The sequence below is a fragment of the Ensifer canadensis genome (genome assembly GCF_017488845.2).
GTDB lineage: Bacteria > Pseudomonadota > Alphaproteobacteria > Rhizobiales > Rhizobiaceae > Ensifer > Ensifer canadensis.
The window spans coordinates 2525414-2541544 of record NZ_CP083370.1; the positions used below are offsets into that span (position 1 = coordinate 2525414).

Genomic DNA, 16131 nt, shown 5'->3' on the forward strand with positions numbered 1-16131 from the left:
CGATGACCGCCGACTTCTCGCCTTTCATCCCCTGGCCCTATCTGGCGGTGCTTGCCGTTGCAGCCGCAATTCTGGCTGCGCTTGGCATCTGGCGCGGCGTGCGCGGAGCCTGGGTGCGTGCCGCAGCCCTTGCCGCCTTCTGCCTGGCACTGGCCAATCCGATCCTCTTCCAGGAGGAGCGCGAGCCGCTGTCGACCATCGTCGCTGTTGTCGTCGACCGCAGCCAGAGCCAGGACTATGCCGGCCGGCGCGAGCAGACCGACAAGGCGCTTGCCGATCTCAAGGACCGGCTGTCGCGCTTCCCGCAGATCGAGACCCGCATCGTCGAGGCTGCCGACAGCGAAGAGAGCGAAGCGCCATCGACGCGGCTCTTCTCCGCCTTGACCTCCGTGCTTGCCGATGTGCCGCCGGCACGGGTCGGCGGTGCGATCTTCATCACCGACGGCCAGATCCACGACGTCCCCGATATCAACCAGAAGCTCGGCTTCGACGCGCCGATCCATGGGCTGATCAGCGGCAAGCCGGATGAGTTCGACCGCCGCATCGAGATCGTCAGCGCGCCGCGTTTCGGCATCGTCGGCGAACAGCAGAAGCTGTCCTTCCGCGTCGTTGATGACGGTGCGGCACCGGGCGGAACCGCGCAGGTGACCATCCGCCTCAACGGCAACGAGATCGCAACCGAAGTGGTCGAGCCCGGCACTGACGTGCCCTTCAGCTTCACCGTGCCGCGCGGCGGCAACAACATTCTCGAATTCGCGGTCAACGGCGTCCCCGGTGAAGTCACCGAGACCAACAATCGTGCCGTCCATGTGCTCGACGGCATCCGCGAGAACCTGCGCGTGCTGCTCGTCTCCGGCGAGCCGCATGCGGGCGAGCGCGCCTGGCGCAATCTGCTGAAATCTGATGCCGCCGTCGATCTCGTGCACTTCACCATTCTGCGCCCGCCGGAAAAGCAGGACGGGACCCCGATCAACGAGTTGTCACTGATCGCCTTTCCGACGCGCGAACTGTTCGTGGACAAGATCAGCGAGTTCGACCTGATCATCTTCGATCGCTACCAGCACCGCGGCGTCCTGCCGATCCTCTACTACGACAACATCGCGCAATATGTTCAGAACGGCGGTGCGCTGCTGATCGCCGCCGGTCCCGAACATGCCGGCAACGATTCCATTGCCGCAACGCCCCTGTCGGCCGTGCTGCCGGCAAACCCGACCGGCGTGATGAATGAAAAAGGCTTTTACCCCCGCCTGTCGGACGAGGGAAAGAAGCATCCGGTCACCCGTGGCCTCGAAGGTGCGGCAAGCGAACCGCCGCAGTGGGGCCGCTGGTTCCGCACCGTCGACGTCGACAGGCCGCTCGGTCAGACCGTGATGGAAGCGGCTGACGGCAAGCCGCTGCTGGTGCTGAACCGCGTCGGCAAGGGCCGTGTCGCCATGCTGCTGTCCGACCAGGGCTGGCTCTGGGCGCGCGGTTTCGAGGGCGGCGGTCCGCACGTCTCGCTCTATCGCCGCACCGCCCATTGGCTGATGCAGGAGCCGGCGCTGGAAGAAGAAGCGCTGACCGCGCGTGCCGCCGGCCGCACGCTGGAGATCACCCGTCAGACCATCGAAGGTGACCCCGGCCATGCGACCCTCACCTACCCGTCCGGCAAGACCGAGGAGCTGACGCTCGCCCAGCGCGAGCCGGGTCTTTACAGCGCCGAAATCAAGACCACGGAAACCGGCCTGTTCGAAGTCGCCAACGACGAACTGACGACGCTTGTGCATGTCGGCAATGTCGACGCACCGGAGTTCAGGGCGGCGATCTCGACCGAGGACAAGCTGCGCCCCTGGGCTGACAAGACCAAGGGGCTTGTGCGCCGGCTGGCAAGTGCCGATGGCGCCATCGACCTGCCATCGATCCTGCCGGTGCGCGGCGCCGTCCGTGTCGCCGACGACCAGCGGCTGTCGCTGCGCATGACGGATGAAACCGTGCTCAGGGGCATCAACTCGCTGTCGCTGTTTACCGGTCTCTTCGGCCTTGCCGTCCTGCTCTTCCTGATATCGGCGACCTGGTACCGCGAGGGTCGATGACCGATCCGAGCGTCGCCATCAGCAACCTGCGCGATGTGCCCTATTTCGCCGATGATATCGCCGACCGTGTCTGGCGGGCCTGGTGGGAGCCGCGTGGCTTTCCGCTTGGCCATATCGCCGAACTGGTTGCCGGAAGCCTTGGCGACCACCACATCCCGTTTGCCATCGTCGCCCATCGCGGCGCGACCTTCATCGGCACCGCATCGGTAATCGAATCCGATCTCGACGAGCGGCCGGCACTTCGTCCCTGGGTCGCGGCGGTCTGGGTAGAGCCGACCTTTCGTGGACTCGGCATCGGCGCGAGCATCGTTCGCCATGCCGCGGACGCGGCTTTGGCCACCGGCGTCGAGAGCGTGCATCTCTGCTCCTTGCCGGAGAAGCGAGCATTCTATCAACGCGGCGGCTGGCAGCTCGACGAAAACGATGTGGGTGAAAGCCGGCTCGACGTCTTCAGCATGCGCCGTTCCTGATTTAGGCCACAATGACTGTCGAAATCGCAGGGATAGTTTTTAGGAGCCCTGTACATGCGTTTGATCGTCTCCTCCCTCCTCGCTCTCACCGTAGCCGGTTCTGTCGTCACCGGGCCCGCTCATGCGGCCGATCTCATCGGCTTCTGGGACAAGCCGCAGCACGGCGGCAACAGCTTCAACCGGCTGCCGCCGGACGAGGCCTATTTCAAGGCGCTGTCCGGTTACGGCGCCACTTGGGTCCGGCTCTCCTACGACAAGTGGAAGCCGGCCAAGCGCGATTATCTGATCGGCGATGCCGACAAATACGAGGGCATTCCTGCGGCCGACCTTAAGATGCTGAAGGAAACGCTCGACCGGGCCGACAAGGCCGGGTTGAAGGTCGTCATCACTCCCCTGTCGCTGCCCGGCATGCGCTGGTCGCAGAACAACGGCAACAAGTTCGATGGGCGCATCTGGCAAGACAAGGCCTGGTGGGCTGAGGCCGCAAGCTTCTGGCGCGATCTCGCGCGCGAACTTAGGGATCATCCTGGCGTTGCCGCCTACAACATCATCAACGAACCGGCGCCTGAAAAGCAAAACGGCCTTGCCGAGCATGCCGACAGGAAGGCGATGCTCGACTGGTATGCCGGCAAGAAAGGCAGCGCATCCGACCTCGTGGCCTTCTACGAAACGGTCATCGCCGCAATCCGCGAGGTCGATCCGGCCACCCCGATCATGGCCGACGCCGGATGGTACGCGGCAGCCGACGGCTTCACCTATTGGCCGTCGGGCCTCAGCGACCAGAAGGTGGTCTACAGCTTCCACATGTATGAGCCCTACGCCGCGACGAGCGCACCCAACATGAAGCGCGAGAAGCCCTATACCTATCCCGGCAAGGTGCCCTTCGGCGAAGGCGATGAGGACTGGGACAAGGCGCGGGTCGCATCCTATCTCGACCAACCGGTGCAATGGGCGAAAGACAAGGGCATACCGCTCAATCGCGTCGTTGCCGGCGAGTTCGGCTGCATGCGCCGCTGGACCGGCTGCAAGGCTTACCTCGAAGACGTGCTGACGACGCTCGACAAGAACAGCCTGCACTGGGCCTTCTACAGCTTCCGCGAAGACAGCTGGGACGGCATGGACTACGAACTGGGATCGAAGAAGGTCCACTGGAAATACTGGGACGCGATCGACGCCGGCACGCCGGATCCGGTCAAGCGCACGGCGACACCGGAATTCGAACCGATAGCCAAACGGCTGGCAAAGGAGGAGCAGTGATGTTCGAGATCACCGACGCACCGCCGGCCGAAGCACTCGAGGCGATCGGCAACGGGCTGACGGCGTTCAACGCCGCCGATGTCGGCCCATCCGAGCGGCGGCCGCTGGCAGTGCTCGTCGGTGGACCCGATGCGGCGGGCAAACGCGGCGGCCTCAGCGGCTACACCGCCTGGGGCTGGTTGTTCGTGCAATGGCTGTGGCTACCGGAAGACCTGCGCGGACAGGGCCTTGCGGGCAAGCTGCTGACGGCGGCCGAGGAAGAGGCCATTCGTCGCGGCTGCCACGGCGCCTGGATCGACACGTTCAACCCGCAGGCGCTGCGCGCCTACAAGCGCCAGGGCTATGAGACCTTCGGCGAGTTGCCCGACTTTCCACCGGGCCGCAGCCGCGTCTTCCTGAAAAAGCTGCTGGTTTCGCAGTAAGGCCCGAAGGCCATCAAACGGCAAGCGCCAGTTCGATATCGGCCAACTCGGCCGCGTCATGGGCGGCCGCGTCGTCCCGCCAGCCGATGACGCCGGCAAGGCCGGCGTGAACGCCTTCAGCCATCGGCACCACCAGCACCCGTGCCGGATCGACCGGGCCCGGAAATTCCAGTGCGGCGTAACGGACCTTTTCAAAGCCGAGCGGCTGATAATAGGGCGGATCGCCGACGAGGATGACGGCCTGCGACCCCTTCCGCCGTGCCGCCTCCACGGCGATGCGCACGAGTTCCCGGCCGATGCCCATGTTCTTGTGCGACGGCCTGACAGCAAGCGGTCCAAGCAGGTGGCCCTTGATCGAACCGGCCATCACAGGCGTCATCCTGACCGAGGCGATCGTCCCGCCATTGTCGGCGCAGATGAAGGACAGCGACCGATCGTGCGGCCCCTGCTCGCGAATGCGCGCAGCCGCCCGGGCAAACCGGCCGGGGCCAAAGGCTTCTTCGTTGATGATTTCGATGGCTGCGTCATGGGACGCGTCTTCGGTCAGGTAGACGAGGTCGTGCTTTTTCATGGGATCAGGAACCAGGCATACGAACGGACATGGGGATGGCGTCACCCGAAGAGGGCGTTGGCAGCATCAGCGTCGTCGCAGGTTTCCCGAGAAGGTCATGAGTACGGTTCGTTCCGGACACAGAGAAATTTTCTGAAATCGCCGATACCAGAAAATTGCCCGATGTCAAAGCCCAAAACGCACTGTTCAGAAATCGATACCTATCGAAGACCGGCAAAGACGCTATCTATGAACGACGAAACGACAAAGGAGATCGCCCATGGGCAGGCTTGTAGACGGCATCTGGCAGGACGTCTGGTATGACACGGCGGCGACGAAAGGCCATTTCAAGCGCAGCGAATCGCAGTTTCGCAACTGGATCACCGCCGACGGGTCGGCAGGCCCATCCGGCGAGGGCGGCTTCAAGGCCGAGGCCGGGCGCTATCATCTCTACGTCTCGCTTGCCTGCCCCTGGGCGCACCGCACGCTGATCTTCCGCAAGCTGAAGAAGCTCGAAGACCTGATTTCGGTCTCGATCGTCGATCCGCTGATGCTGACGAAGGGCTGGGAGTTCAAGGGCAAGGATGGCGGCACTGTCGACCACCTCTACGGCTTCCACGCCCTCTGGCAGGTCTACGCCCGCGCCGACCCAACCTATTCCGGCCGGGTGACCGTGCCCGTCCTGTGGGACAAGCAGAAAAACACGATCGTCTCGAACGAATCCGCCGAAATCATCCGCATGTTCAACTCCGCCTTCAACGAACTGACAGGCTCGAACGACGATTTCTACCCGGAGGAACTGCGAGGCGAAATCGACGAGCTGAACACCCGCATCTATGGCGCGGTCAACAACGGCGTCTACAAGGCCGGTTTCGCCACGAGCCAGGAAGCTTACGAGGAAGGCGTCACCCCATTGTTCGACATGCTCGACGAACTGGAGGAGCGGCTTGCCACCCGGCGCTACCTGACCGGCAGCAGGCTCACCGAGGCCGACTGGCGGCTGTTCACGACACTGGTGCGCTTCGATCCCGTTTATGTCGGGCACTTCAAGTGCAACATCCGCCGGATCGCCGATTACAGGAACCTGCAGGGTTATCTGCGTGACCTTTACCAGGTGCCTGGCGTGGCCGAGACGGTCAACATGAACCACATCAAGGAACACTATTACCGCAGCCACACGATGATCAATCCGACCGGCGTCGTACCCGTCGGCCCGATCATCGATCTGGATGCGCCGCATGGGCGGCAGGCTGCCTAACGCATGTCGCGCAAAAGTGTGTAGCGGTTTTGCGATCATGACATGCGCAAAAAAAGAGCCTTAAGCCGCCGCCGCGCGTTCACGCGTGCGGCGGCGCGCGGCCGGCCCTACCAGTAGCTGTCGAAAGCCGTGCTGCCCGCAAGCTCGCCAAGCCGGCGGCGCGTTGCCGGCGTCGTATCGTCAGGCAGCGCATCAAGCGCGAAGAAACCGCTCGCGGCGATCTCCAGATCCGGCACCTTCGGCAAGGTCTGGCGCACGCCGTCGCAACGGTAGAAGACCACGTGATCGCGGCGACTCGTGCGCCTGTTGTAATAGACCTGTACCAGTGTCGGCGGGGCGGTCGTTTCCAGATTGCCCTCCTCGCGCAACTCCCGCAGCAACCCTTCGAGCGCGGTCTCGTCGCGGTCGAGCCCGCCACCCGGCAAATGCCAGCCGGGCAGGTAGGAATGCCGCACCAGGAAGACGCGCCCTTCAACGTCGAAGCAAGCGGCACGCACGCCGATCGTCATGCCGCGCGACAACGCGTAATAGCCGTGCACCAGGCGCATCAGGACGCGGAGATACCAGCGTCGCATCTCCGGTGGCCGCTCCTGCTTCAGATGCCTATCCTTCCGCATTGACTGTCAGACCGGATTAATCCGGCGACATGATTCCCCTCAACCGGAATATGCGCTAGACGGGGACGATGTTCAAACTTGCCCATATCTCCGATATCCATCTCGGCCCCCTGCCCGATCTCTCCTTGAGGGAACTTGCCTCCAAGCGCATCACCGGCTTCGTCAACTGGCACCGGAACCGCAGCCGGCACCTGTTCACGGGCACGCTCGACTGCCTGATGGCCGATATCGAGAAGCGCGATCCCGACCATATGGCGATCACCGGAGACCTGGTGAACCTCGCCTCGTCGCGGGAGATCGCAACGGTGACCGATTGGCTCGAGGACGCTGGCGACCCGGCCAACATCTCGATCGTCCCGGGCAATCACGATGCCTATGTGCCCGGCGCCTACGAGAAGACGACGCGCGCCTGGTATCCCTTTATGCGGGCGGATGGCGCACCGGCCGAGTGGCATGAGGGCCATCGCTGCTTCCCCTATCTGCGGGTGCGCGGCCCGGTGGCGCTGATCGGTTGCTCGACTGCGGTCGCGACGCCGCCCTTTGCCGCCAGCGGCTATTTCGGCCAGCGGCAGGCGCGCGCCACCGTCAACCTGCTTCGCCAGGCCGCTGACGCCGGTCTTTTCCGCGTGGTGATGATCCACCATCCGCCGATCCACGGCGCCGCCTCGCTGCACAAGCGCATGCTCGGCATCCGCCGGTTTGCGGCAACGATCTCGTCGGGCGGCGCCGAGCTGGTGATCCACGGCCACACCCACCTCAATACGGTCTACTCGCTGCAGGGCCCGAATGGCCCGGTGCCGGTCGTCGGTATCTCCTCGGCGTCGCAGGGTCCGGGCGGACACAAGCCACAGTCTGCCTACAATCTGTTCACGATTGCCGGCGAGGCCGGCAACTGGTTCCTCACCCGCGAGCGCTACGCGCTCAACGCCGATGCGACCGGCGCCACATTGGTCGAAACCACCCGCTTCTAGGCCCGCTCGCCCGACTTTTCGCCGAAATCCCATCGCCGGGCGAATAAATGCCCCTATTCGTGCGTCACACTCCCGTTCGGGTTCCCACGACCGGCAGAGCGATCTATCCTCTGTGCCGTGAATGGTGTGCTCGGCGCCATTCCATATGTTGGGAGATAGGCATGATGAACCGCAAGACCATTCTATGCGCCCTGTTTGCCGCCAGCGCGGCCGTTTTTGCAGGGCAGACCGCCATGGCCGCCGGCGAGGACACCAGCGAACCGCCGAAGAAAACCAAGACGAGCAGCGAATGCACCAACGGCAAGATCTGGGATGCCAAGAAGAACGCCTGCGTCAATGCCAAGAAGAGCGATCTTAGCGACGACATCCTCTTCGAGGCCGCCCGCGAGCTTGCCTATGCCGGCCAGTATGAGAACTCCATCAAGGTCCTCGGCGCCGTCAAGGATCAGAAGAGCGCCCGCGTGCTGAACTATCTCGGCTATGCCAACCGCAAGGCCGGGCGCATGGAGCTCGGCATGCAGTATTACAAGCGCGCGCTCCAAGCCGACGAGAACTATATCCTCGCCCGCTCCTACATGGGCCAGGCCCTGATCGAACAGGGTCAGGTAGAGGATGCCCGCGTGCAACTGGTCGAGATTCGCGATCGCGGCGGCGAAGACACCTGGGCCTATCGCTCGCTGCTGCAGTCTTTGGGCGGCGTCAGGCAATATTGATGCATGCCCACTGCCTTCCCGAACCTGGGAAGGCAGCCGCGGCATCGATCCTTGAAGCGTCTCCTCAGTTGCGCTTCTTCTCGGTCCATTCCGGCGGCAAGCCCAGCGCGCCGCCGACAATGCCCGTGACCCCCGAGCCACGCCCGAAAACCGCGCAATCGGGATCGGTCGATTTGCCGGTAACCGCATAGGACACGCTATTCGAGACGTTCTTCATCGACGGCAGCTCGAAGTCGGACTTCATCGGATCGTTCGACTTTGCCAGCATCGCGCTGAAATCGTCGGAAAAGTCTCCGGCAAGCTCGAAGGCGTCGGCGGCAGTCGACGCGCGCGAACCGCTGGTGACGATGTTTGCCCCCCGCGCCCAGGTCAGACCCGCGATCTGTTTGCCTCTGGCATCGAAGGCCTCGGCTTCGACCGATAGATTGCCGAGACCGATCGGAAGGCGCGGAACCGGGACAGGCGAGACTTTCGAAGCGACACTCGACACGCCGGCAACGACGGCGTTGGTGGCTTTCACCTTCGTTACAACGGAACGCACCGCCATATCCGCCGGCTTCGACACCGGAACGACATCGAAATGCGCGCTTAGCGCCTCGCACAGCGAGCGGTCGATCGCCGTCGCCACCAGCTTCTTCTGGGGGTCGCCGAGGGTGCCGACATCGGCATTGGAGGCAAAGGTCGTCGGGATCAGATGCACGGTCTTGACCGTCTTGGTCGAAGCGGCATCCACCCGATACTTGGTCTTGGTTACCATCCCGTCGCTTGCGACGAAATCCTTGTAGGAGGACAGCGAACCGGTTTCGCTGAGAGACGCACTCTGGCAACCGGCGAGGCCCGCCAGGGATACGGTCAAGCCGGCCACCCGCAAGAATTTCGGAGCGGGGCGCCACCCGCCATCACGCGGTCGCCCTGTGGAAGGTCGACCGTCATTTCGTCTCTCGCCGCATGCATGCTCGTTCATTGACGCGTCCTCTGTGATCGACCTGGAGTTGTGCGGATGAGTGCCGATCAGATTCGGGCCGAACTTTGACGCAATGCCGGCCCACCCTTGCAGTTTACGGTAACGACCGCCCTGCGAGACGACATGCGGATCGGCAAGGGTTTTTGGGATAACGGCGAAAGAAAGAGCAGATTTCGCTTTCCGATCCGTGACTTCCCTTGCAGACTAACGGTCAAATGTTTCATATCATTCACCGTGGAATTACCTAGCGAATAAAGACACGATCCCGCACGTTTCATTTGGAAGAGCAATGCGCCCAGCGGCAGAAACGAAGGACTTCAGACGCGACTTGGTCAGCTTGCTGCCCAAATTGCGCCGCTTCGCGATGACATTGACGCGCAATGCACATGATGCCGATGATCTTGTCCAGGAAGCTTGCGAAAGAGCGATTACGCGCAGTCACCTCTGGAACGGAGAAGGCCGGCTCGAAAGCTGGATCTACGCCATGACGCGCAACCTCTGGATCGACGAGATCCGCAAACGGAAAGTCCGCACCGGCAGCGGTACGGTCGACGTGTCCGACCAGGACGAACTGAGCATCGAGGCCTCCGCCGAGAAAGCCGTCTACGCCAACCAATTGCAGAAGATGATCCTCTCGATGCCTGAGGGCCTGGCAAGCACCTTCCTGCTGGTCAATGTCGAAGGCCACAGCTACCGCGAGACTGCCGATATCCTCGGTATCCCGATCGGCACGGTGATGAGCAGGCTGTCGACCGCGCGGTTGAGGCTCGCCGCGATGATCTCCGAAAACACCGAAAGGAGGGCATGACCGTTGCAGCAAACAAAAGGTCACGCGCTCGAAGTCCGGTTGTGCGCCTATATCGATGGCGAACTCGGCGAGGCAGAAAAGACTGAACTCGAGACGCTCCTCGCCCGCGACGAGGAAGCCAAGGCGTTGTTTGAAAAGCTGAAGGCCGGCAGCGCCTTCGGCAACACGGCATTCGAGGATTTCCTTCATGATCCCGTGCCGCTGGCGCTGGTGCGTCAGATCAAGCAGGGCTCCGGCATCAATCCCAAGGCGGAACGCGTGACGATCGCTGCCGCCAATGTGCGCAGCGTGCGCATCTGGCCGCGGGTGATGGCTGCTTCCGTGGCGCTGGTGCTGGTCGGTGGCTTCACCGGGTTTATCATCGGCACGGCCAACCACGCCGGCGAGCCGACAAGGGTCGCCTCCGCCCGCACCTGGCTTGACGACATCGCCGACTACCACCGCATTTATTCCCGCCAGAAGGAACGGCTCGTCGAGGTCCCGGCCTCCGAAGCGCCGAAGATCGAGGCTTGGCTCGCCTCCAGCGTCGGCGTCCCGTTCACCATTCCCAACCTCACCGGCAAGGGTCTGAACTTCGAGGGTGCGCGTCTGCTCGTCGCCAACAGCAAACCCGTCGCGCAACTTATCTATCGCAATGCCGATGGCGACGTGTTTGCCATCTGCTTCCTCAAGGACAGCGACAGCCCGCAGTCAGACAAGTTCTCCGAAAGCATCCGCGACAATCTCGGCATGGTTTCCTGGCAGCGCGGCGGCGCGTCTTTCGTGCTCGTCGGCCCGTCGGCCAGCATCGGTCTGCACGATCTGGCCGAAGCGGTCTCCACGACAATCTGAGCCGCGACCTCCGCCTGAACCAGGCAACGGAACCATGGCAGCGCCTGTTGCCAGGGTGGATCGTGTTGCCGTCAAAATCAGACATCGACCGCAGCGCGGCAGACTGCATCATCCGCGCGAGCGGCCCTATGCCGAGCCGGGCTGATGTTAGCTCACGCGGAAATTTTTGCAGGCAACCAAATAGTTACACCTGCTTTCCCGGCCTAAAATACATATGCTGCACCGAAAAAAATTTCGCTCCGAATTGCCGTTTCGCAACACCCGCAAAATTGGCAAAACCCGGCAAGAAAAAACCAACGGTTGACATATCAATACTTTGTCTATATCTCTGACAAATCGATATTTGCTTGCTGAACTTTGGTTACCGCGCATTTAGCAACTGCGCCCTGACGAACCTTCCTTTCAAAAATCGCTATCTTCATCCGCAGCGCTTGTGCGCGGCGGTCATTCAATATGCTATGAAAGGGTTCATCATGACCACTGGCACAGTTAAATGGTTTAATTCCACCAAGGGCTTCGGCTTCATTCAGCCTGACAACGGCGGTCCGGACGCATTTGTTCACATCTCTGCCGTCGAACGCGCTGGCATGCGCGAAATCGTCGAAGGCCAGAAGGTTGCCTACGACATGGAGCGCGACAACAAGTCGGGCAAGATGTCTGCCTGCAATCTGCAGGCAGCCTAAATCGGTATCGGCTCTCCCTTGACCACGGATGTACTGGCACTGTCGAGAGCATGATACCCATCAAGGTCAGGCAACATGCCTGGCCTTTTTTATTTCCGCGCGCCGACTGCACGATCCCGCAACTGCATTATGCATCGGGAGTGACGTGCAACACCGTAGACGCGCGCCAAAGTCGGGGATATCCCATGACAGAGACACACAACAAATCGCGCCAGCGGGCCGAGATCGCCTTTGCCAAAGAGCAATCGCAGTTCTTTGCCCGCGACAGCGCCGTTGAAGAACTCGACTCCATCGTCCAGGCTCGCGAAGAGAAGACCCTGCGTCTGCGCGAAGCGCGGCTGGCGAAGGAATTGCAGGACCGCCTGGCGGCGGCTGCCGCCCCCGCTTCGAAACGCGTCAGAAAAACCTGACTTTCAGTCAGGGTGACACCTCAACTGGAATAGAGACTTGAGAAACATCAGAAACAGTGAACTCACCGACCGTCGCAGCGCCGCGGCCGATGCGAAGAAAGCGCTTCTTGAAGCCTACCGCGCGGCAAAGGAAGCCGCAGAACCGACCGAACTCGCCCGCCAGGCCGAGCGTCAGGCGGTCGCTGCAGCCCGCGAAGAGCGGCGCATCGAACGCGAACGGGTAAAGAATGAGGAGCGCGAGCGCTTGCAGGCCGAGGCCGCTGAGCGCGAGGCGGCACTCACGGCTGCTGCAAGAGCTGAGGCCGAAGCGCGCGAAGCCGCCGACAAGAACCGCATTTCACGCGTGATCGAGGACGAGGCTGCTCGCAAGGCCGAGCGCGACCGGCGCTACGCCAACCGCAAGGCGCGGCAGGCTTAACCGCAGCCCGCAAATGGACTTTGAAGCCCCCACCATGGCGAGCCGTGATTGAGGGTAGCGTCAAGTACCGATCGAAAACGCCGCGCGTCCTCAGGGCGCGCGGCGTTTTGATGATCAGCTACGTTTCATTTCCAACACGCGGTTGGCAGCCGAGACGATCGCTTCCAGCGAGGCTGCAACGATGTTGGTGTTGATGCCGGCGCCAAACAGCTTACCATCAGGGTGCTCCATCTCGACATAGGCGATGGCGGCTGCGTTCGAGCCGTGCTGCAGCGAATGCTCGGAATAGTCGGCGACCGAGAGATCGACGCCGAGATAGATCGACAGCGCGTTAATGAAACCGTCGATCGGACCGGTGCCCTTGCCCTCGATGCGCTTGAGCTCGCCGTTGTCGGTGATCTCGGCCGAAACCACACGCACGCCCTTGTGCTCGCCGACCGGATAGGTGTTGTGATCGACGAATTTGATGCGCGCGCCGGGCTGCTCGACATAACGCTCGATGAAGCGTTCATGGATGCGTTTGGAGGGTAGCTCCTTGCCTTCTTCGTCGGTGATGTGCTGGATGTCCTCGCGGAACTCCACCTGCAGGTTGCGCGGCAGGTTGATGCCGTAGTCTTCCTGCAGGATATAGGCGATGCCGCCCTTCCCCGACTGCGAGTTGATCCGGATGATCGCCTCGTAGGAGCGGCCGACGTCACGCGGATCGATCGGCAGGTAAGGCACTTCCCACAATGGCTTGTTGGCGGTCTTGATCGCCTTCATGCCCTTGTTGATCGCATCTTGGTGCGAGCCGGAGAAGGCCGTGTAGACCAGTTCGCCGACGTAAGGATGGCGCTCGGGGATCACCATCTGGTTGGAATATTCGTAGACTTCCTTGATCCGCTCGATGTCGGAGCAGTCCAGCTGCGGGTCCACGCCTTGCGTGAACATGTTCAGCGCCAGCGTCACCACGTCGACATTGCCCGTGCGCTCGCCATTGCCGAACAGCGTGCCTTCGACGCGGTCGGCACCGGCCATCAGGCCGAGCTCCGTCGCCGCAATGCCCGTGCCGCGGTCGTTGTGCGGGTGCAGGGAAATGATCAGGCTCTCGCGATTGTCGAGGTTGCGGCACATCCACTCGATCTGGTCGGCATAGATGTTCGGCGTCGCCATCTCGACGGTCGACGGCAGATTGAGGATCAGCTTGTTATCCGGCGTCGGCTTGACGATCGCGGTGACCGCGTTGCAGATCTCCAGCGCCACTTCCAGCTCGGTGCCGGTGAAGCTCTCCGGCGAATACTCGAAGCGAAAATCGCCACCGGCCTTGGCGGCCATGTCGGTGATCATCTTGGCAGCATCGGTCGCAATTTGCTTGATGCCGGCAACATCCTTGGCAAACACCACCCGGCGCTGCAACTCACTGGTCGAGTTGTAGAAATGCACGATCGGCTTATGGGCGCCCTGCAGCGCCTCGAAGGTCCGGGTGATCAGCTCCGGCCGGCACTGCACCAGCACCTGCAGCGACACGTCTTCGGCGACATTGCCCTCTTCGATGCACCAGCGGGCAAAGTCGAAGTCCGTCTGCGAGGCCGAGGGGAAGCCAATCTCGATTTCCTTGAAGCCCATGTCCAGGAGCAGCTGGAACATGCGCGCCTTGCGGTCATGGCCCATCGGGTCGACGAGCGACTGGTTGCCGTCACGCAGGTCGACCGAGCACCAGATCGGCGCCTGGGAAATGGTCTTCGACGGCCAGGTCCGGTCGGCGAGCGCGATCTGCGGGTAAGGCTGATACTTCACCGCCGCTTCCGGCATGCCGTTCTTGATGGAATGGGATTTCTGGATCATTGCAGCTTCTCTTCATCACTGAGCGCTCTGGCCGCTTTGCCATAACCGATCGGGGATCGGATTGCGATGGCAAATGCCGTGGCGGGCGCGTTTGTCCTAAAACTCTATTGGATTCGAGGAGCATCTGCCGGCGTGGCTTTTTCGGCCGCCGGGCGCTCCTCAGCGAACCCGGCAACCGCGAGTAAGGCCGAGAAGAAGAAGCGAGGCGAAGGCGTGCAGCGGCGCACGATTGTCATCGTGTGCGGCAGAGATCGTAGCGATCCGATATGCGCTGGCCTTGGTCATGACAAAGCCTATACACGGCTTGCCGAACCGGAGCAAGGCATGCCCGTGCGGAAACGTGAGGAGTGCGACCATCCCTCTGGCGCGAGCCCCGCCAAACGAAAAAGGCACCGGCGCTGCCGCCGATGCCCTTTGCAATTTCAACGCCGTTGCCGACGGTATATCGGTCTCAGATATCCGAAACCGAGGTGATGATGCGCGAGACGAGGCCATAGTTCTTGGCCTCTTCAGCCGACAGCCAATAGTCACGTTCGGTATCCTTGGCGATCTTTTCGACCGTCTGGCCGGTCGCTTCGGAGAAGATCTTGTTCAGGCGCTCGTTCATCTTGATGATTTCGCGGGCCTGGATCTCGATATCCGAAGCCATGCCGCGGGTGCCGCCCGACGGTTGGTGAAGCAGGAAGCGGGTATTCGGCAGGCAGAGACGACGCTCCTTGGGAACGCCGACATAGATCAGCGCGCCGGCGGACGCGACCCAGCCGGTGCCAATCGTCCAGACCTTCGGCTTCACGAACTTCATCATGTCGTGAATGCTGTCGCCGGATTCGACGTGGCCGCCTGGCGAGCTGACGAAGAGGCGGATGTCGTCATCGCTGGCCGACGCAAGCGCCACGAGCTGCGAGCAAACCTTCTGCGCCAACTCCTGGGTGATGGTGCCGTAAATGAAAATCGAGCGCGACTTGAAAAGGTTCGCCTCCGTTTCCTTGCCCAAGGGCAGTTCGGTGTTCTTGTCTTCCTCGTCGCTCATCCGTTGTTCTCCGGCGTCTCATGAATTTCTTTGTCAAAGTCAGATAATGCGACTCGACAGCGAAGACAATGCAACAAACCGAAAGGGCGACAAAGGGCGAAGCGGATTGCACTGCGCCTATGGTAAACGGCGCCACCGCCAAATGCCGTATGGACAGAGACACAGAGCCCAATAAGATCGAGCCGGTCAAAAAACTGCAAGGACAGGGCTCCCTCCCAGGTCCTGTCGATCCATGGGGACAGATATGAACAGACGCATCCTGATTGCAGCGGCCGTGCTGATGGCATCCGCGGCACCGGCCTTCGCTCACCTCAACCCTGATGAGCACGGCTCGTTTGCCGCCGGCTTCTCGCATCCGCTCTTCGGCCTCGACCATATCCTGGCCATGGTCGCCGTCGGCCTCTGGGCCGCACAGATCGGCGGCCGGGCGCTGTGGCTCGTGCCGTCGGCCTTCGTCGCGATGATGGCGGCCGGCTTTTCGCTGGCAACGGCCGGCATCCATTTTCCCTTTGTCGAGCCCGCGATCCTCGCCTCGGTTGTCGCGCTGGGCCTGCTGGTGGCAATGGCCGTGCGCCTCGATGCGGCCGCGTCGGCTGCGGTCGTCGGCCTCTTCGCGCTCTTTCACGGCCATGCCCATGGCGGCGAACTCGGCAGCGCCGGCGCCCTTCCCTTCGCCATCGGCTTCATGCTTGCCACCGCCGCCCTTCACGCGGCCGGCATCGGCCTTGGCGTGGCGCTTGGTCGCCTCTCAGGCGGCGGCACGCTGGCGCGCATTCTCGGCGGCCTTACGGCACTTGCCGGCACGGCCCTGATCTTCGGCTGACGAAACGAAC

18 protein-coding genes are annotated in these 16131 nt (G+C 62.3%); 13 read left to right on the plus strand and 5 right to left on the minus strand.

The annotated features are described in order from the left end of the window. The first annotated feature begins 2 nt into the window (after positions 1-2). From J3R84_RS12325 to J3R84_RS12340, 4 genes are read left to right on the plus strand one after another with little or no spacing between them, the layout of a single operon-like run. Positions 3-2072: a membrane protein gene (locus J3R84_RS12325; RefSeq protein ID WP_025427952.1), complete on the plus strand. Its 2070-nt coding sequence runs from the start codon at positions 3-5 to the stop codon at positions 2070-2072. After that, complete coding sequence (locus tag J3R84_RS12330) at positions 2069-2542, plus strand: GNAT family N-acetyltransferase (RefSeq protein WP_038576313.1); 474 nt, start codon at positions 2069-2071, stop codon at positions 2540-2542. Before J3R84_RS12325 ends, J3R84_RS12330 begins: the two co-directional genes overlap by 4 nt. A 54-nt stretch (positions 2543-2596) precedes the next feature. After that, positions 2597-3799: a glycoside hydrolase family 5 protein gene (locus tag J3R84_RS12335; RefSeq protein WP_025427954.1), complete on the plus strand. Its 1203-nt coding sequence runs from the start codon at positions 2597-2599 to the stop codon at positions 3797-3799. Beyond that, entirely contained in the window at positions 3799-4221 is a 423-nt protein-coding gene (locus J3R84_RS12340) for a GNAT family N-acetyltransferase (protein ID WP_025427955.1), read from the plus strand. The genes J3R84_RS12335 and J3R84_RS12340 overlap by 1 nt, the downstream gene beginning before the upstream one ends. A gap of 13 nt (positions 4222-4234) precedes the next feature. On the opposite strand, the gene J3R84_RS12345 is transcribed toward J3R84_RS12340, so the two are convergent. Beyond that, the gene (locus J3R84_RS12345; protein WP_025427956.1) at positions 4235-4792 is read right to left on the minus strand and encodes a GNAT family N-acetyltransferase; all 558 of its coding nucleotides are present in this window, start codon (positions 4790-4792) and stop codon (positions 4235-4237) included. Between the two features lie 259 nt (positions 4793-5051). Between J3R84_RS12345 and J3R84_RS12350 the strand changes: the two genes are divergently transcribed. Further along, positions 5052-6029, plus strand: a complete 978-nt coding sequence (locus J3R84_RS12350) for a glutathione S-transferase family protein (protein WP_038576325.1) — start codon at positions 5052-5054, stop codon at positions 6027-6029. A 107-nt stretch (positions 6030-6136) separates the two neighbouring features. Here J3R84_RS12350 and J3R84_RS12355 read toward each other — a convergent pair whose 3' ends face one another. After that, positions 6137-6604 (minus strand): NUDIX domain-containing protein, encoded by a 468-nt coding sequence (locus J3R84_RS12355; protein WP_107027893.1) that lies wholly within the window; start codon positions 6602-6604, stop codon positions 6137-6139. Positions 6605-6714: 110 nt separating this feature from the next. Here J3R84_RS12355 and J3R84_RS12360 point away from each other — a divergent pair, with 110 nt between their 5' ends. Both J3R84_RS12360 and J3R84_RS12365 read left to right on the plus strand, forming a co-directional pair. After that, positions 6715-7617: a metallophosphoesterase family protein gene (locus J3R84_RS12360; protein WP_203529130.1), complete on the plus strand. Its 903-nt coding sequence runs from the start codon at positions 6715-6717 to the stop codon at positions 7615-7617. 164 nt (positions 7618-7781) lie between these two features. Further along, positions 7782-8330, plus strand: a complete 549-nt coding sequence (locus J3R84_RS12365; protein ID WP_038577333.1) for a tetratricopeptide repeat protein — start codon at positions 7782-7784, stop codon at positions 8328-8330. A 64-nt stretch (positions 8331-8394) separates the two neighbouring features. Here J3R84_RS12365 and J3R84_RS12370 read toward each other — a convergent pair whose 3' ends face one another. Then, positions 8395-9186 carry a DUF3313 domain-containing protein gene (locus J3R84_RS12370; protein WP_158268960.1) on the minus strand — a complete coding sequence of 264 codons (792 nt, stop codon included), beginning with the start codon at positions 9184-9186 and terminating at the stop codon, positions 8395-8397. Positions 9187-9583: 397 nt separating this feature from the next. Here J3R84_RS12370 and J3R84_RS12375 point away from each other — a divergent pair, with 397 nt between their 5' ends. The 5 genes from J3R84_RS12375 (at position 9584) to J3R84_RS12395 (ending at position 12444) form a co-directional block, all read left to right on the plus strand. Then, positions 9584-10102: an RNA polymerase sigma factor gene (locus J3R84_RS12375; RefSeq protein WP_025427961.1), complete on the plus strand. Its 519-nt coding sequence runs from the start codon at positions 9584-9586 to the stop codon at positions 10100-10102. Between the two features lie 3 nt (positions 10103-10105). Next, on the plus strand, positions 10106-10933 hold the full coding sequence (locus tag J3R84_RS12380) for an anti-sigma factor family protein (protein ID WP_203529128.1): 828 nt from the start codon (positions 10106-10108) through the stop codon (positions 10931-10933). A 473-nt stretch (positions 10934-11406) separates the two neighbouring features. Continuing rightward, complete coding sequence (locus J3R84_RS12385) at positions 11407-11616, plus strand: cold-shock protein (RefSeq protein ID WP_077503416.1); 210 nt, start codon at positions 11407-11409, stop codon at positions 11614-11616. A gap of 185 nt (positions 11617-11801) precedes the next feature. Continuing rightward, entirely contained in the window at positions 11802-12026 is a 225-nt protein-coding gene (locus J3R84_RS12390; RefSeq protein WP_025427964.1) for a hypothetical protein, read from the plus strand. A 37-nt stretch (positions 12027-12063) separates the two neighbouring features. Beyond that, entirely contained in the window at positions 12064-12444 is a 381-nt protein-coding gene (locus J3R84_RS12395) for a DUF6481 family protein (protein ID WP_025427965.1), read from the plus strand. Between the two features lie 114 nt (positions 12445-12558). Here J3R84_RS12395 and leuA read toward each other — a convergent pair whose 3' ends face one another. Together leuA and J3R84_RS12405 are read right to left on the minus strand one after the other, a co-directional pair. Continuing rightward, positions 12559-14268 carry a 2-isopropylmalate synthase gene (gene leuA / locus J3R84_RS12400; RefSeq protein WP_025427966.1) on the minus strand — a complete coding sequence of 570 codons (1710 nt, stop codon included), beginning with the start codon at positions 14266-14268 and terminating at the stop codon, positions 12559-12561. A 451-nt stretch (positions 14269-14719) separates the two neighbouring features. Beyond that, complete coding sequence (locus tag J3R84_RS12405; protein WP_025427968.1) at positions 14720-15298, minus strand: ATP-dependent Clp protease proteolytic subunit; 579 nt, start codon at positions 15296-15298, stop codon at positions 14720-14722. A gap of 244 nt (positions 15299-15542) precedes the next feature. Between J3R84_RS12405 and J3R84_RS12410 the strand changes: the two genes are divergently transcribed. Continuing rightward, entirely contained in the window at positions 15543-16121 is a 579-nt protein-coding gene (locus J3R84_RS12410; protein ID WP_025427969.1) for a HupE/UreJ family protein, read from the plus strand. The last annotated feature ends 10 nt before the right edge of the window (positions 16122-16131 follow it).

Coding starts and splice junctions, on each gene's coding strand:
- J3R84_RS12325 (WP_025427952.1), top strand. CDS start 3: ATGACCGCCGACTTCTCGCCTTTCATCCCCTGGCCCTATCTGGCGGTG.
- J3R84_RS12330 (WP_038576313.1), top strand. CDS start 2,069: ATGACCGATCCGAGCGTCGCCATCAGCAACCTGCGCGATGTGCCCTAT.
- leuA (WP_025427966.1), bottom strand. CDS start 14,268: ATGATCCAGAAATCCCATTCCATCAAGAACGGCATGCCGGAAGCGGCG.
- J3R84_RS12360 (WP_203529130.1), top strand. CDS start 6,715: ATGTTCAAACTTGCCCATATCTCCGATATCCATCTCGGCCCCCTGCCC.
- J3R84_RS12405 (WP_025427968.1), bottom strand. CDS start 15,298: ATGAGCGACGAGGAAGACAAGAACACCGAACTGCCCTTGGGCAAGGAA.
- J3R84_RS12375 (WP_025427961.1), top strand. CDS start 9,584: ATGCGCCCAGCGGCAGAAACGAAGGACTTCAGACGCGACTTGGTCAGC.
- J3R84_RS12340 (WP_025427955.1), top strand. CDS start 3,799: ATGTTCGAGATCACCGACGCACCGCCGGCCGAAGCACTCGAGGCGATC.
- J3R84_RS12385 (WP_077503416.1), top strand. CDS start 11,407: ATGACCACTGGCACAGTTAAATGGTTTAATTCCACCAAGGGCTTCGGC.
- J3R84_RS12350 (WP_038576325.1), top strand. CDS start 5,052: ATGGGCAGGCTTGTAGACGGCATCTGGCAGGACGTCTGGTATGACACG.
- J3R84_RS12355 (WP_107027893.1), bottom strand. CDS start 6,604: ATGCGACGCTGGTATCTCCGCGTCCTGATGCGCCTGGTGCACGGCTAT.
- J3R84_RS12410 (WP_025427969.1), top strand. CDS start 15,543: ATGAACAGACGCATCCTGATTGCAGCGGCCGTGCTGATGGCATCCGCG.
- J3R84_RS12345 (WP_025427956.1), bottom strand. CDS start 4,792: ATGAAAAAGCACGACCTCGTCTACCTGACCGAAGACGCGTCCCATGAC.
- J3R84_RS12390 (WP_025427964.1), top strand. CDS start 11,802: ATGACAGAGACACACAACAAATCGCGCCAGCGGGCCGAGATCGCCTTT.
- J3R84_RS12335 (WP_025427954.1), top strand. CDS start 2,597: ATGCGTTTGATCGTCTCCTCCCTCCTCGCTCTCACCGTAGCCGGTTCT.
- J3R84_RS12365 (WP_038577333.1), top strand. CDS start 7,782: ATGAACCGCAAGACCATTCTATGCGCCCTGTTTGCCGCCAGCGCGGCC.